Here is a 16225-nt window from a genome sequence, read left to right on the forward strand (position 1 = left end):
ATAGTTTCCTAGTATTAAAAATGCAAAGATGGAGAAGGTTATTTGGCATAAAAAAGTTTAAGAGAGTCAGTGGTTGGTGTGAACTGATACTTTTGGCTAAATAGGTATCACTCCTGAGCAGAATCCAGAAAGCTTTGTTTATAAGTGAGTAAGCGATATCCGGTGAGCATCCGTTATATGTAAGGGTTTGTTAGAACCGATTATGTTATATTTAGGCGGAGTATTATTCCACCTCTTATGATGTATATCATTAAGGGTGGTTTTTTTTATATACTATATAAAGCAATTATTTATTTAAATTAATGGTTCCGTTAATGTAAGGAGGGGGAAAAGATGGAACAAAAACATGTATTATCAGTTCTTGTGAAGAATTCATCTGGTGTGCTAAGTAGAGTAGCTGGATTGTTTTCAAGAAGAGGATATAACATTGATAGTTTGACAGTTGGTAGAACAGAAGATGAAAGAATTTCGAGAATGACGATTACTTTAAATGGGGACAATGATACTCTTGAGCAAGTACAAAAACAACTAAATAAATTAGAAGATGTAATAAAAATAATTAATCTTAAAGACAATAATTCAGTGTATAGAGAATTAGTGCTTATTAAAGTAGAGGCTAGTGCCGAAAAAAGAGCAGATATTAATGAAGTAGTTAAGATATTTAGATGTAAGATTATTGATTTATCTGTTGATACTTTAACTATTGAGTTGACAGGGGATGAGAATAAGATATCTGCATTAATTAAGCTTATGGATGAATATGGAATAAGGGAGCTAGTAAGAACAGGGGTAGCGGCTCTTGAAAGAGGAGATAGGACAATAGTAAGCTACGATGATTATTCTGATGAAATTTAAGTTAGTAATATAAATAGGCAATAATGAAATAAGGAGGGGCTTTAATGACAAATAAAAACATAAGCATTTTTGACTCAACCTTAAGAGATGGGGCACAGGGACAAGGAATTTCCTTTTCTTTAGAAGATAAGCTCAAAATAGTTAGGGCATTAGATGATATTGGGGTTACTTATATTGAAGCGGGAAATCCAGGATCCAATCCTAAGGATATGGAGTTTTTTAAAAGGATCAAGGAAGTAAAGCTAAATCGGGCTAAGATAGCTGCTTTTGGATCCACTAGGAGATCAAATATAAAAGCTGAGGATGATAAGAATATAAAAAATCTACTCTCGGCAGATACTGATGTAGTAGTAGTATTTGGTAAGTCGTGGGATTTTCAGGTTACAGAAATTTTAAAAACTACACTAGATGAAAATCTTAATATGATAAGTGATACTATAAAATATTTGATAGATAAAGGAAAAGAAGTAATATTTGATGCAGAGCATTTTTTTGATGGATATAAAGATAATAATGAATATGCTCTATCAACCATAAAGGTAGCGGAGAAGGCAGGGGCAAGCACAGTTGTATTATGTGATACAAATGGAGGGACGCTACCAAATGAGGTTAAAGATATAGCATCAGAAGCAATAAGCAATATAGGGGGCAATGTAGGTATACATTGTCACGATGATATAGGAATGGCGGTAGCTAATTCTATTGTGGCAGCACAAGTTGGGATAAATCACATTCAAGGTACATTTATAGGAATGGGCGAGAGATGTGGAAATGCAAATCTAAGTGCAATAATTCCAACTTTAAAGTTAAAAATGGGGCATGAAATAATTGATGATCAAAACCTTTCTAAATTAACTAGTGTTGCTAGATTCATAGCAGAAATCTCAAATATAACATTAAAAGATGAAACACCTTATGTAGGAAATTCAGCATTTGCACATAAAGGTGGAATGCATATAGATGCAGTTTGTAAAGATTCAAAATCATATGAACATATAATCCCTGAAAGTGTAGGGAACAAAAGAAGATTTTTAATATCTGAAGTTAGTGGGAAAAGCACTATTCTATCGGAGATTCAAAAAATATTTCCTCAGATATCTAAGGAAAGTAAAGAAGTTCAAATTATAACAGATAGATTGAAGGAATTGGAGTATGAAGGATATCAATTTGAAGGAGCAGAGGGAACTGTTGAATTAGTTATGAGAAAAATTATAGGTAAATATAAACCTTTCTTCAAACTAAATCACTTTAAGGTTTTTGCAGAACAGCCTTCAGATAATGGTGAATTTACTTCTTCAGTAATGATTAATGTAACTGTAGATGGAAAAGAAGAAATGAATGCAGCAGAGGGAGAGGGACCTGTAAATGCACTTGATAAGGCACTCAGAAAAGCATTGGAAGTATTTTATCCTCAGTTAAAAGATGTGAGACTGGTAGATTACAAGGTTAGAGTTTTAGACTCGGAGAGTGCTACTGAGGCAAAGGTTAGAGTTTTAATTGAATCTACAGATGGTGTGGAAAATTGGAGTACTGTTGGAGTATCTAGAGATATAATTCAAGCTAGTTGGATAGCTCTGGTAGACTCAATAGAATACAAACTAATAAAAGATATAGAAAGAAAAGTAAAAACATATTTTTAGGAGATGATTATAAAATGGGAATGACAATGACGCAAAAAATTTTAGCAGCTCATGCTGGATTAGAAAGTGTAAAGGCAGGACAATTAATTGAAGCAAAGCTTGATCTAGTATTAGGTAATGATATTACAACACCTGTAGCAGTTAATGAATTTTCAAAGTTTGGAGTAGACAAGGTATTTAATAAAGAAAGAATTGCTATTGTGCCTGATCACTTTACACCAAATAAAGATATAAAGGCAGCTGAGCAAGTAAAATATATTAGAGAGTTTGCTCATGAAAAAGAAATAGCTAATTTCTTTGAAGTGGGAGAAATGGGTATAGAGCATTGCTTAATTCCTGAAAAAGGATTAGCAGTTGCTGGAGATGTAGTTATTGGAGCTGATTCTCATACTTGTACTTATGGAGCACTTGGAGCTTTTTCAACAGGAATAGGATCAACAGATATGGCAGCTGGTATGGCTACAGGACAATGTTGGTTTAAAGTTCCTTCAGCACTTAAATTTGTACTTAAAGGTAAGCCTGCAAAATGGGTTAGTGGTAAGGATGTAATTTTACACATAATAGGAATGATAGGTGTTGATGGAGCATTATATAAATCAATGGAATTCGTAGGAGATGGATTAGAATATCTCTCTATGGATGATAGGTTTACTATGGCTAATATGGCTATAGAAGCTGGTGGGAAAAATGGGATTTTTCCAGTAGATGTAAAGACAGAAGAATATTTGAAAGAACATGCAAGCAGAGAATGGAAGAAGTACGAAGCTGATGAAGATGCTGAATATGATGAAGTTTATGAAATAGATTTAAGTAAATTAAGACCAACAGTATCATTCCCACATTTACCTGACAATACAAGAACAATAGATAATGTTGGAGAAGTTACTATAGACCAAGTTGTTATAGGATCATGTACAAATGGTAGAATGACAGATTTAAGAATAGCAAGAGACATTATAAAAGGTAAGAAAGTTAAAAAAGGAATTAGGTGTATAGTATTCCCGGGAACACAAAAGATTTATCTTCAGGCTTTGGAAGAAGGAATTATAAAAGATTTAGTAGAAGCAGGAGCTGTTGTTTCAACTCCAACTTGTGGTCCATGCTTAGGTGGACATATGGGAATATTGGCTAAAGGTGAAAGAGCTGTATCAACAACTAACAGAAATTTTGTTGGAAGAATGGGGCATGTTGAATCAGAAGTTTACTTAGCAAGTCCAGCAGTTGCAGCAGCATCAGCATTAACAGGGAAAATCACAGATCCAGAGTTGGTTTAAGGAGGATATATATAATGAAGGTAACAGGAAAAGTTTTTAAATATGGAGATAACGTAGATACGGATGTAATAATACCGGCAAGATATTTAAATACATCTGATCATAAGGAGCTTGCGGCTCATTGTATGGAGGATATAGATTTAAATTTTGTTAAAAAGGTTGAAGAGGGAGACATTATTGTAGCAAACAAAAATTTTGGTTGTGGATCTTCAAGAGAACATGCTCCTATAGCAATTAAAGCATCTGGAGTAAGTTGTGTCATAGCTTCAACATTTGCAAGAATTTTTTATAGAAATGCTATTAATATAGGATTACCAATACTTGAATGTGAAGAAGCCGTTAAATCTATTAATGTAGGAGATAAGTTAGAAGTTGATTTCACAACAGGTGAAATAAGGAACTTAACTAAAAATGAAACTTACAAAGGGGAGGCTTTCCCAGCGTTTATGCAAAACATTATAGATAACGATGGATTAGCAGGATATATAAGAAATAAAAAATAAGAAATGTTTAATAAGCAGTAAATAAAACAGGGGGTTAGAAATATGAAATATAATATAGCGGTTATATCTGGAGATGGAATAGGGCCTGAGGTTATTAATGAAACAGTAAAGGTGTTAAATTTAATAGGAGAAAGATCTGGCAATAGGTTTGATTATAAGTATTTGTTGGCAGGTGGATGTGCTATAGATAAACTTGGCACACCACTTCCTGAGGAAACTTTAGATGAATGTAAGAAGAGCGATGCAGTATTGCTTGGGGCTGTTGGAGGTCCGAAGTGGGATGACCCAGAAGCAAAAATAAGACCAGAACAAGCTCTTTTAGGATTAAGAGGAGGGTTAGGTCTTTACTGCAACTTAAGACCAGCAATTCTTTATGCTCCACTAAAAGATGCATCACCACTTAAAGAAAGTATTATAGGTGATGGAATAGATATACTTGTAGTTAGAGAATTAACTGGAGGAATTTATTTCGGTGAAAGAGGACGATGTTCAGATAATGGAGTTCCAGCAGCATATGATACTGAAAAATATAATGAAGATGAAGTGAGAAGAATTGCAAAAATTGGTTTTGAATCAGCTATGAAGAGAAAGAAAAAAGTTACTTCAGTAGATAAAGCCAATATACTTGAAAGTTCAAGATTATGGAGAAAAGTTATTGAAGAAGTTGCAAAAGATTATCCAGAAGTAGAAGTAAATCACTTATATATAGATAACACTGCTATGCAACTTGTAAGAGATCCAAAACAATTTGATGTAATAGTAACTTCAAATATGTTTGGAGATATATTATCAGATGAAGCTAGCATGATTACAGGTTCTATAGGAATGCTTCCATCAGCTTCACTTGGAGAAAACAGTTTTGGAATGTATGAACCAATTCATGGTAGTGCACCTGATATTGCAGGAAAAGGTATAGCTAATCCACTCGCAACAATTCTTTCTGGAGCTATGATGCTTAGAAATAGCTTTAATTTAGAGGATGAAGCTAAGCTTATAGAAAAAGCTGTTCAAGAGGTTTTAGAAGAAGGATATAGAACAGGAGATATCATGAGTGAAGGAATGAAGCTTGTTGGAACAGAAGAAATGGGTAAATTAGTTATGAATAAAATTGAGAAAGGGATGTAACTTATGAGAAGTGACTGTGTAAAGAAAGGTGCTTCAAGAGCCCCTCATAGGTCTCTTTTTAAAGCAGCAGGACTTACAGAAGAAGAAATAGACAGACCTTTAATTGGGGTAGTAACATCACAAAATGATATAATACCAGGACATGTTCACTTAGATCAAATCGTTGAAGGGGTAAAAAAAGGAGTGCTTATGTCTGGGGGAACACCATTAGTATTTCCGACTATAGGAGTATGTGACGGAATAGCTATGGGTCATGAAGGAATGAAGTATTCTTTAGTTACAAGAGAACTTATTGCAGATACTATTGAATGTATGGTAAAGGCACATGGATTTGATGCTCTAGTTCTTATACCAAATTGCGATAAGATTGTACCAGGTATGATGATGGCAGCATTAAGGCTTAATATTCCAGCTGTAATTGTAAGTGGGGGACCAATGCTTCCAGGAAAATTTAAAGGTGGAGATGTTTCTTTAACAACTGTTTTTGAAGCTGTTGGAGCATTTGAAAATGGAACAATGCTTGAAGCGGATCTTAAAGAATTAGAAGATAACGCATGTCCAACATGTGGGTCATGTTCAGGAATGTTTACAGCAAATTCAATGAATTGCTTGGCAGAAGTTTTAGGTTTAGCTTTACCTGGAAATGGTACAATACCAGCAGTTTATTCTGAGAGAATAAGACTTGCGAAGCAAGCAGGAATGGCAGTTATGAATCTTTTGGAAAAGGATATAAAACCAAGAGATATAGTAACTGAAAAATCTATAGAAAATGCATTAACTGTAGAGATGGCACTTGGATGCTCATCAAATTCAGTTTTGCATCTAACAGCTATAGCTAATGAAGCTAAAATTCCAATAAATTTAGATATTATAAATGAAGTTTCAGCTAGAGTGCCGAACCTTTGCCACTTAGCACCTGCATCTCAAGTTCATATTATAGATCTATATTATGCTGGAGGAATTGGGGCAGTAATAAATGAACTTTCAAAGAAAGATCTTGTTTATCTAGATTGCATAACAGCAACAGGAAAAACTCAAGGGGAAAATACTGAGGGGAAATATGTTAAGGATTATAGTGTAGTTATGCCTATAGATAAGCCTTATAGTCAAACTGGAGGAATAGCAATTCTTAGAGGAAATCTTGCTGTAGATGGGGCTGTGGTCAAGAGGTCAGCAGTTGCACCTGAAATGCTTAAGCATGAAGGAGCAGCTAAGGTTTTTGATTCAGAAGAAGAATCTATAGAAGCTATCATGAGCAAAAAGATAAAATCTGGAGATGTTATTGTAATTAGATATGAGGGGCCAAAGGGTGGTCCAGGGATGAGAGAAATGTTATCCCCTACATCCGCAATAGCAGGTATGGGGCTTGATAAAGAAGTAGCTCTTATTACAGATGGAAGATTTAGTGGGGCAACAAAAGGAGCTTCTATTGGACACGTATCGCCAGAGGCAGCTGAAGGTGGAATTATTGCTTTAGTTGAGGATGGAGACATTATTTCCATAGATATAGAAAGTGGAAAGTTAGAACTTAAGGTATCAGATAAAATTCTTGAAGAGAGAAGAAAAAAATTAAAGCCATTTGAACCAAAGGTTAAGGAAGGTTATTTATCTAGATATTCAAAGCTTGTTAGCTCAGCCAGTACAGGAGCTGTGTTTAAATAATAGTAATGATAAATTAAGGTGTAGAGACTTATAAAAAATTATGTTTTATGAAAAGGAGGGGGCTAGATGATTTTAACAGGATCTGACATAGTAATTAAATCTATTATAGATGAGGGAGTTGATCTAGTCTTTGGATATCCAGGTGGTCAAGTAATTAACCTTTATGATTCATTATACAAATATCAAGATGAGATAAAACATGTTTTAACATGTCATGAACAAGGAGCAGCTCATGCGGCTGATGGATATGCAAGAGCTACTGGAAAAGTAGGAGTGTGTATTGCTACATCAGGACCAGGAGCTACAAATTTAGTAACTGGAATTGCAACAGCATATATGGATTCAATTCCTTTAGTTGCTATTACAGGAAATGTACCAATGAACTTGCTTGGAAAGGATAGTTTTCAAGAGGTAGATATAACTGGGATTACAATGCCTATAACTAAGCATAATTATATTGTAAAAGATGTAAATAAACTTCAAGATGTAATTAGTGAGGCTTTTTATATTGCGAGAGAAGGCAGACCAGGACCGGTTTTGATTGATATTCCTAAGAACATTCAAATTGAAAAAACTGAATATAAAAAGAAAACTCCGTTAAGTATTGGAAGAAAAGAATTCACTATTAAAGAAGAGAAGATTGAACAGGCAATAGAGCTAATAAATAAAGCAAAGAAACCATTTATATATGTAGGTGGAGGCGCGGTTATAGCAGGTTGCAGCAGTGAAGTTTTAGCGTTAGCAGAAAAAATAAATGCACCAATTTGTAGTTCTTTAATGGGGATAGGAGTAGTTCCGAAGGATCATCGTTTGTATACTGGCATGATTGGTATGCATGGAACTAAAGCATCTAATATAAGTGCAACAAAGAGTGATTTGTTTATAGCTTTAGGAGCAAGGTTTTCAGATAGAGTAGTTGCAAGTGGAGAGTATTTGAGTAATGCTAAGATACTTCATATAGATGTAGATCCAGCGGAAGTAAATAAAAATGTAAAGGTTGATTTGTCTGTTATAGGAGATTTGAAAAGTGTTTTAGAAAGAATTATTCCAAAGGTTAAAGAAAATAAAAATGAAGAGTGGTTAAAGAATGCAGAGCATTTAAAAAGTTTAAGTGCATATAAAAAAGATGAAGAAAAAGAACTTACTCCAGAATATTTCTTTGAAGTATTAAATTCGCTAGATGATGGTAATTTAATAATTTCAACAGAAGTTGGTCAGCATCAAATGTGGACAGCGCAATATTTTAATTTTAGAAAACCTAGAACCTTTATTTCATCAGGTGGACTTGGAACTATGGGATTTGGGCTAGGAGCTTCAATTGGAGCACAGTTTGGAAAACCGGGAAGTAAGGTTGTAAATATAGCTGGTGATGGAAGCTTTATGATGAATTGTCAGGAGCTTGCTACAGCTGTTAAAAATAATTTGCCAGTAGTAGTTGTTGTTATGAATAACAATGTTTTAGGAATGGTTAGACAATGGCAAACATTATTTTTTGATGGAAGATATTCTCATACAACATTAGATAGGGAAACTGATTTAGTAAAGCTTGCAGAAGCTTTTGGAGCAACTGGATATAGAGTTGTAGAAAGAAATCAGCTTAAAGGAGTATTGGCAAAAGCTTTAAATAGTAAGGGACCAGTGCTCATAGATTATAGGATTGATTATGATAAAAAAGTATTTCCAATGGTTGCACCAGGTGCGCCAATTAATCAAATAATATGTGAAGAAGATATTTAAATTTTAGGAGGAAAAGAAAATGGTAAAAATGTATTATGAAAAGGACACAAATTTAGACTATTTAAAGGGAAAGAAGGTAGCTATAATTGGTTATGGTAGCCAAGGACATGCGCATGCGTTAAATTTACATGATAGTGGAATAGATGTAGTTGTAGGTTTGTATAATGGAAGTAAATCTTGGAAGGTTGCCGAAAATGATGGATTGAAAGTTGCAACAGTTCAAGATGCAGTTAAGGAAGCAGATATTGTAATGATACTTGTACCAGATGAAAAGCAAGCGGCTATATATAAGGAACAAATAGCTCCATATTTAGAAGGTGGAAATGCAGTAGCATTTGCACATGGATTTAATATCAACTTTGGTCAAATAGTTCCACCTGCAGATGTAGATGTATTTATGGTTGCTCCAAAGGGGCCAGGACATATGGTTAGAAGAACATATACAGAAGGATCAGGAGTTCCTTGTTTAATAGCAGTTCATCAAGATGCATCAGGAAATGCTAAAGATTTAGCGTTAGCTTATGCTAATGGAATTGGTGGTGCTAGATCAGGAGTACTTGAAACTACTTTCAAAGATGAAACTGAAACAGATTTATTTGGAGAACAAGCAGTTCTTTGTGGTGGTGTTACTGCATTAATAAAAGCTGGATTTGAGACTTTGGTTGAAGCTGGATATGCTCCGGAAAATGCTTATTTTGAATGTATGCATGAAATGAAGTTAATTGTAGATTTAATGTACCAAGGAGGTATGGCTACAATGAGATATTCGATTTCTGATACAGCAGAATATGGTGACTACATGATTGGTGATAGAATAATCACAGAGGAAACTAAGAAGGAAATGAAAAAGGTTCTTACTGAAATTCAAGATGGTACATTTGCAAGGAATTGGTTGATGGAAAATCAAGTTGGTAGACCAAACTTTAATGCAAAGAGGAGAATGGAAGCTGAACATCCAATCGAAAAGGTTGGTGCTGAATTAAGAGGCATGATGGATTGGATAAATAAAAAATTAGATTAGTTTAAAGTCCTGCATATTGCAGGACTTTTTTTTATAAGGTAAATTGTTTAGCTTGACTAATTAAAAACGTTTACTAAAAATATCAATGTGAAGAAAAAGTGAAGATTTTTATAAAAAAGTTGCAATTTAATATAGAAATGATTATTATGTTAGTTAGCTAAGCTAAACAAAATGGAGGTGGATAAAATTTTGACTACTGAAGAATCAGTGCAAGGTGTTTTTTTTCAAGCAGTTAGATTGGCCTTTACGAGAAGTCATATTTTGCTTGGGGAAAAAGGTATTCATCCTGGACAACAACATGTATTACTAAAACTATTAAAGAAAAATGGTCAAAGTCAAAAAGATCTTGCTAAAGATATGGGAATAAAACCAGCCACAGTAACTGTCATGCTTACTAGAATGGAAAAGGGTGAACTTATAGAAAGAAAAAAAGATGATAATGATCAAAGAATTACTAGAATCTTCATTACCAAAAAAGGTAAAGAAGTTTGTGAAGAAGTAAAAAAGATTGGTAAACAAGTCGAGGAAGAATGCTTTGAAAATTTTACTATTGAAGAAAAAGTATTATTTAGAAGATTGCTAATGCAAATAAGAGACAATCTAACAAAGGATTGTCCTAATATGAAGTGTGAGTAAGAGAAGGGGGATGTAAAAATATATGTTGAAAATGATTAAGTACATGAAAAAGTCGGCAGTATCAGTTATAGCAATAATAGCATTATTAGTTTTACAAGCTGTATGTGATCTTGCATTACCAGACTATACATCTAATATAGTAAATGTGGGAATACAACAACATGGTATTGAAAATGCTGTACCAGAAGAAATAAGTAAGAGTGATTTAGATAATTTGTTCTTATTTATGAATAAAGATGATAAGGATAAGATTTTAGAGAACTATACTTATTTGGACAATGCATCACAAGCTACAAAAAAGAGTATAAGTGGCGATGAACCAGTATATGAGTTAAATACAAAGGATCAAACTACTATAGATGAGCTAAATAATATATTTAGTAAACCAATGTTAGTAGTTTCTGTATTAACTAAAAATAGTGATGAAACAGCTTCAATGAAGGAGCAAATGATAGCTAATTTTCCACCACAAATGGTAAAGGCAGCTAATGGAGATGTATTAAAGCTTTTCTCAATGCTACCAGAGGAACAATTAAGTAAAGTTAGAGATGATATTAATAGCAAATTTGAAGAAATGCCAGATACAATAATAACTCAAGGGGCTGTAGCTTATGTAAGAGATCTTTATGATGATCTAGGAATAGATACAGATGGGCTTCAAAAGAAATATATAATAATTGCAGGAGCACAGATGCTTGGAATAGCACTTGTAAGCATGATTGCAACAGTTGCAGTTGGATTTTTAGGAGCTAAAGTAGCAGCAAAGCTTGGTAGAGATCTTAGAAGTAAGGTGTTTAAGAAAGTAGTGTCTTTCTCTAATACTGAATTAGATAAGTTTTCAACTGCCTCATTGATAACACGTAGCACAAATGATATTCAACAAATTCAATTACTAATGGTAATGATCCTTAGAATAGTATTCTATGCTCCAATACTTGGACTTGGTGGGGTAATAAAGGTGCTAAATACAAATACATCAATGGCTTGGATTATAGGTGTAGCTGTGTTAGTTCTTTTAGCTGTAATATTGTTACTATTTGCAATTGTAATGCCTAAATTTAAGTCGGTACAAAAACTTGTAGATAAGTTAAACTTAGTTACTCGTGAAATTTTAACAGGTATATTAGTAATTAGAGCTTTCAATACAGAGAAGCATGAAGAAAAGAGATTTGATGAAGCTAATAAAAACTTAACTAGAACAAATCTTTTTGTAACAAGAACAATGTCACTTATGATGCCACTTATGATGCTTATAATGAATGCAATTACAGTGCTAATTGTGTGGAGTGGCTCACATAGTGTTAATGATGGAACTATGCAAGTTGGAGATATGATGGCATTTATAACTTATACTATGCAAATTATAATGGCATTCTTGATGATATCTATGGTATCAATAATGCTTCCAAGAGCATCAGTATCAGCAGGGCGTATTGAGGAGGTATTACAAACTGAATTAACTGTAACTGATCCTAAAGAAAAGAAAACATTTGATTCTAGTAAAAAAGGAATAGTTCAATTCAAAGATGTAAGTTTTAGGTATCCAAATGCAGATGAAGATGTAATAGAGAATATATCATTTGTAGCAAAACCAGGAGAGACTACAGCAATTATAGGTAGTACTGGTAGCGGGAAATCAACACTTATTAATTTAATACCTAGATTTTATGATGCTACTAGTGGTGAGATATTAATAGATGGAATTAATGTTAAAGATGTATCTCAACATGATTTAAGAGAAAAGATAGGATATGTTCCGCAAAAGGGAGTTTTATTCTCTGGAACAATAGAGTCAAACTTAAAATATGGTAAGAAGGATGCAACTGAAGATGAGGTTGAAAAGGCAGCTGAGATAGCACAAGCCACTGAATTTATTTCTTCAAAACCAGAGAAATTTAAGACGGAAATTTCTCAAGGAGGAACAAATGTATCTGGAGGACAAAAACAAAGATTATCAATAGCAAGAGCTATAGCAAAAGATCCACAAATATATATATTTGATGATAGTTTCTCGGCACTTGATTTTAAAACTGATGCAACTTTAAGAAAAGCGTTGAAGAACGAAACTTCCAATAGTACAGTGTTCATAGTAGCACAAAGAATAAGTACAATTTTAAATGCAGAACAGATTATAGTTTTAGATGAAGGTAAAGTAGTTGGGATAGGGAATCACAAAGAGCTTCTAAATAATTGTGAAGTATATAAGCAAATAGCTTTATCACAGCTTTCAAAGGAGGAGCTAGGAAATGAGTAATAGTGAAAAGAATAATAAGAGTAGAGGTCCAATGGGTATGGGTAGAGGCCCAATGGGAGGAAATGTAGAAAAGGCCAAAAACTTCAAAGAAACTATGAAAAGTCTTATGACTTATCTTAAGCCATATACATTATCTATAATAATAGTTGTAATATTTGCAATCGGTAGTACCGTATTTACAATAGTTGGACCAAAGATATTAGGAAAGGCAACAACAGAAATATTTAATGGTCTAGTATCAAAGACAACTGGTGCTGAGGGAGCCGGTATTGATTTTGATAAGATAGCAGGAATATTATTAACCTTATTAGGATTATATGTAGTTAGTGCATTATTAGCTTTTGTACAAGGATTTATTATGAGTGGAGTAACTCAAAAAGTTTCATATAACCTAAGAAAAGAACTTGCTGAAAAGATAAATAGAATGCCACTTAAATATTTTGATACAAGAACTCATGGAGAAGTTTTATCAAGAGTTACAAATGATATAGATACAGTGAGTCAAAATTTAAATCAAAGTATGACTCAAATGATTACATCTGTTGCTATGATTATTGGAGTATTAGCAATGATGTTATCAATAAGTATACCTATGACTATTGCGGCTTTATTAATACTACCTATTTCGATGGGGTTAATAGGCGCAGTTGTTAAGAAATCACAAAAGTACTTTAAATCTCAACAAGAATATTTAGGACATGTAAATGGTCAGGTTGAAGAAGTATACGGTGGACATAATATAGTAAAAGCATTTAATGGTGAAGAAGAAGCTGTAAAAGAATTTGATAAATATAATAACACATTATATGATTCAGCTTGGAAGTCACAATTCTTATCAGGTATGATGATGCCTATAATGACTTTTGTGGGTAATATTGGATATGTAATGATATCAATACTAGGTGGATGGCTTGCTATTCAAAAAGCAATTGAAGTTGGAGATATATTATCATTTGTTCAATATGTAAGGAGCTTTACTCAACCTATAGCGCAAGTAGCACAAATTGCTAACTTAATGCAATCAACAGCAGCTGCAGCTGAAAGAGTATTTGAATTTATAGCTGAAGAGGAAGAAGAACAAACTGTTCCAAATCCAGTATCTCCAAACGGCCTTGAAGGTAGAGTTGACTTTAAAGATGTTCACTTTGGATATAATCCAGATAAGACAATAATAAATGACTTTACTGCTAATATTAAGCCAGGGCAAAAGGTTGCGATAGTTGGGCCTACAGGTGCAGGTAAGACTACAATAGTTAAGCTTTTAATGAGATTCTATGATATAAATAGTGGGGATATATTAATAGATGGCAATAGTATAATGAACTTTAATCGTGGTGAATTAAGAGAGCTTTTTGGGATGGTGCTTCAAGACACATGGTTATTCAATGGAAGTATTAGAGAGAATATAAGATATGGTAAGTTAAATGCAACAGATGAAGAAGTTATAAAAGCAGCTAAAGCAGCTCATGTTCATCACTTTGTTAAAACATTACCTGATGGATATGATATGGAATTAAATGAAGAAGCTAGTAATGTATCTCAAGGACAAAAACAATTATTAACTATAGCTCGTGCAATACTTGCAGATCCTAAGATATTAATATTAGATGAAGCAACAAGTTCAGTAGATACAAGAACAGAAGTATTGATACAAAAAGCTATGGATAATCTTATGGAAGGAAGAACAAGCTTCGTAATTGCTCATAGATTATCAACCATCCGTGATGCTGATTTAATTCTTGTTATGAAAGATGGAGATATAATAGAGCAAGGAAATCATGAGGAGTTATTATCTGCTGGTGGATTCTATTGTGATCTTTATAATTCTCAATTTGAAAATTCAGAGATAGCTTAATATATATTAGTGGTATGAATTATGTTTATATTTTGTTATGTGGAGATGGATCTCTTTATACTGGATGGACAAATAATTTAGAAAAAAGATTCAAAGATCATTGTAATTCTAAAGGGGCCAAATACACTAGGGGTAGAGGCCCTCTAAAGATTGTTTATTTTGAAACTTTTGAGGATAAAGTAGATGCGATGAAGCGAGAATATGCTATTAAAAAGCTTAGAAGAGAAGAAAAGGATAATTTGATTAAAAATTTCAAAGAACATGTTGACATTGATTAGGAAAGATGTATAATTATATGTAATTAAATAAATAAGTTTATCTTATTAAGAGTGGTGGAGGGACTGGCCCTTTGAAGCCCAGCAACCTGTAATTATTTATTACGTGGTGCTAAATCCTGCAGGTTTATCCTGACAGATAAGAGGAATTAGTAGTCTCATTATGACTATATATTTGACTAACAATAGTCGCTTCTTATATAAAGAAGCGGCTTTTTTTATTTTGAAAGGGGGCTAATTATGAATTTGAATTTTGAAACAACAGTAGTAAGAGGTGCATCAGGAGGGGATAGGCATACTGGGGCAATAAGTTTTCCTATTTATCAAAGTGCAACCTTCAAGCATCCTGCATTAAATGAAAGTACAGGATATGATTATTCAAGACTTCAAAATCCAACTGTAGAAGAATTAGAAAAGACTGTAGCTTTATTAGAAAATGGAAGGTATGGGTTGGCGTTTGCAACAGGTTTAGCAGCTATAAACTGTATTGTGCATCTTTTTAAAGCTGGGGATCATTTAGTTATTTCAGAAGATCTATATGGAGGTACATTTAGACTTTTTGGAAGTATTTACAAGGAGCTTGGTATAGAATCAACGTTTGTAGATACTAGAGATTTTTTAGCAGTGAAAGATGCTATTAAGGAAAATACTAAAGGGATATTTATAGAAACTCCATCTAATCCATCGCTAAGAGTTACAGACATAAGAGGCATTGGAAGGATAGCTAAGGAGAAGGACTTGATATTTATCGTTGATAATACTTTTCTTACTCCTTATTATCAAAAACCATTAGATCTTGGAGCTGATTTAGTTATTCATAGTGGAACGAAATATTTGGGAGGACACAATGATGTTTTAGCTGGATTAATAGTTGCAAAGGATGATAGATTTATTGAAAGATTAAGATATATTAATATGTCTACAGGAGCAACAATAGGGCCTTTTGAAGCTTGGTTAGTTTTAAGAGGAATAAAGACGCTGCACATACGTTTAGAGAAGTCAGAAGAAAGCGCTATAGTTATTGCTAACTGGTTAAAAGAACAAGATGAAGTTTCGGATGTATATTATACAGGATTGGAAGAACATGAGGGATATGAAGTGAATAAATCTCAAAGTACAGGATTTGGTACAACTTTATCCTTTAGAGTTAAAGATAAAAAACTTGTAGAAAAAATATTAAAAAGAGTTAAGGTTGTATCTTTTGCAGAAAGCTTAGGGGGGGTAGACACACTTATAACGTATCCATTTACTCAAACCCATAGTGAAATACCAGATGATCTTAGAAAAAGACTTGGGGTAGATGAATATTTACTGAGATTATCTGTTGGTATTGAAAATATTAAAGATATATTAGATGATTTAAAACAAGCAATAAAGGGGGAATAGAA

General features: G+C 33.4%; 13 protein-coding genes and 1 riboswitch. All 13 genes read left to right on the plus strand.

Annotated elements, in window-relative coordinates:
* The first annotated feature begins 333 nt into the window (after positions 1–333).
* The 13 genes from ilvN (at position 334) to FAY47_RS12300 (ending at position 16223) form a co-directional block, all read left to right on the plus strand.
* Positions 334–855, plus strand: a complete 522-nt coding sequence (gene ilvN, locus FAY47_RS12240; protein ID WP_143317012.1) for an acetolactate synthase small subunit — start codon at positions 334–336, stop codon at positions 853–855.
* A 44-nt stretch (positions 856–899) separates the two neighbouring features.
* Positions 900–2495 carry a citramalate synthase gene (gene cimA, locus FAY47_RS12245; protein WP_143317013.1) on the plus strand — a complete coding sequence of 532 codons (1596 nt, stop codon included), beginning with the start codon at positions 900–902 and terminating at the stop codon, positions 2493–2495.
* A gap of 14 nt (positions 2496–2509) precedes the next feature.
* On the plus strand, positions 2510–3769 hold the full coding sequence (gene leuC / locus FAY47_RS12250) for a 3-isopropylmalate dehydratase large subunit (RefSeq protein WP_143317015.1): 1260 nt from the start codon (positions 2510–2512) through the stop codon (positions 3767–3769).
* A 14-nt stretch (positions 3770–3783) separates the two neighbouring features.
* On the plus strand, positions 3784–4272 hold the full coding sequence (gene leuD / locus FAY47_RS12255) for a 3-isopropylmalate dehydratase small subunit (protein WP_143317017.1): 489 nt from the start codon (positions 3784–3786) through the stop codon (positions 4270–4272).
* A 42-nt stretch (positions 4273–4314) separates the two neighbouring features.
* Positions 4315–5397, plus strand: a complete 1083-nt coding sequence (leuB, locus tag FAY47_RS12260) for a 3-isopropylmalate dehydrogenase (protein ID WP_143317019.1) — start codon at positions 4315–4317, stop codon at positions 5395–5397.
* Positions 5398–5400: 3 nt separating this feature from the next.
* Positions 5401–7059, plus strand: a complete 1659-nt coding sequence (gene ilvD, locus FAY47_RS12265) for a dihydroxy-acid dehydratase (protein WP_143317020.1) — start codon at positions 5401–5403, stop codon at positions 7057–7059.
* A gap of 66 nt (positions 7060–7125) precedes the next feature.
* A complete protein-coding gene (gene ilvB / locus FAY47_RS12270; RefSeq protein ID WP_143317022.1) occupies positions 7126–8796 on the plus strand; it encodes a biosynthetic-type acetolactate synthase large subunit in 1671 nt (556 codons plus the stop codon).
* A 19-nt stretch (positions 8797–8815) separates the two neighbouring features.
* Positions 8816–9817 (plus strand): ketol-acid reductoisomerase, encoded by a 1002-nt coding sequence (gene ilvC, locus FAY47_RS12275; RefSeq protein WP_143317024.1) that lies wholly within the window; start codon positions 8816–8818, stop codon positions 9815–9817.
* 189 nt (positions 9818–10006) lie between these two features.
* Positions 10007–10453 carry a MarR family transcriptional regulator gene (locus FAY47_RS12280; protein ID WP_243129614.1) on the plus strand — a complete coding sequence of 149 codons (447 nt, stop codon included), beginning with the start codon at positions 10007–10009 and terminating at the stop codon, positions 10451–10453.
* 22 nt (positions 10454–10475) lie between these two features.
* Entirely contained in the window at positions 10476–12707 is a 2232-nt protein-coding gene (locus tag FAY47_RS12285; protein ID WP_143317028.1) for an ABC transporter ATP-binding protein, read from the plus strand.
* The gene (locus FAY47_RS12290) at positions 12700–14562 is read left to right on the plus strand and encodes an ABC transporter ATP-binding protein (RefSeq protein WP_143317030.1); all 1863 of its coding nucleotides are present in this window, start codon (positions 12700–12702) and stop codon (positions 14560–14562) included. The genes FAY47_RS12285 and FAY47_RS12290 overlap by 8 nt, the downstream gene beginning before the upstream one ends.
* 14 nt (positions 14563–14576) lie before the next feature.
* A complete protein-coding gene (locus tag FAY47_RS12295; protein WP_143317031.1) occupies positions 14577–14840 on the plus strand; it encodes a GIY-YIG nuclease family protein in 264 nt (87 codons plus the stop codon).
* A gap of 39 nt (positions 14841–14879) precedes the next feature.
* A riboswitch (SAM riboswitch) is annotated at positions 14880–14983 on the plus strand.
* Positions 14984–15077: 94 nt separating this feature from the next.
* Complete coding sequence (locus FAY47_RS12300; protein WP_143317033.1) at positions 15078–16223, plus strand: PLP-dependent aspartate aminotransferase family protein; 1146 nt, start codon at positions 15078–15080, stop codon at positions 16221–16223.
* The last annotated feature ends 2 nt before the right edge of the window (positions 16224–16225 follow it).

Source organism: Clostridium sp. HBUAS56017, from assembly GCF_007115085.1.
Classification (GTDB): Bacteria; Bacillota; Clostridia; order Clostridiales; family Clostridiaceae; genus Clostridium; species Clostridium cibarium.

Excerpts from the sequence above, each read along its gene's own strand:
- ilvN (WP_143317012.1), top strand. The coding sequence starts at position 334 with ATGGAACAAAAACATGTATTATCAGTTCTTGTGAAGAATTCATCTGGT.
- cimA (WP_143317013.1), top strand. The coding sequence starts at position 900 with ATGACAAATAAAAACATAAGCATTTTTGACTCAACCTTAAGAGATGGG.
- leuC (WP_143317015.1), top strand. The coding sequence starts at position 2,510 with ATGGGAATGACAATGACGCAAAAAATTTTAGCAGCTCATGCTGGATTA.
- leuD (WP_143317017.1), top strand. The coding sequence starts at position 3,784 with ATGAAGGTAACAGGAAAAGTTTTTAAATATGGAGATAACGTAGATACG.
- leuB (WP_143317019.1), top strand. The coding sequence starts at position 4,315 with ATGAAATATAATATAGCGGTTATATCTGGAGATGGAATAGGGCCTGAG.
- ilvD (WP_143317020.1), top strand. The coding sequence starts at position 5,401 with ATGAGAAGTGACTGTGTAAAGAAAGGTGCTTCAAGAGCCCCTCATAGG.
- ilvB (WP_143317022.1), top strand. The coding sequence starts at position 7,126 with ATGATTTTAACAGGATCTGACATAGTAATTAAATCTATTATAGATGAG.
- ilvC (WP_143317024.1), top strand. The coding sequence starts at position 8,816 with ATGGTAAAAATGTATTATGAAAAGGACACAAATTTAGACTATTTAAAG.
- FAY47_RS12285 (WP_143317028.1), top strand. The coding sequence starts at position 10,476 with ATGTTGAAAATGATTAAGTACATGAAAAAGTCGGCAGTATCAGTTATA.
- FAY47_RS12290 (WP_143317030.1), top strand. The coding sequence starts at position 12,700 with ATGAGTAATAGTGAAAAGAATAATAAGAGTAGAGGTCCAATGGGTATG.
- FAY47_RS12295 (WP_143317031.1), top strand. The coding sequence starts at position 14,577 with ATGAATTATGTTTATATTTTGTTATGTGGAGATGGATCTCTTTATACT.
- FAY47_RS12300 (WP_143317033.1), top strand. The coding sequence starts at position 15,078 with ATGAATTTGAATTTTGAAACAACAGTAGTAAGAGGTGCATCAGGAGGG.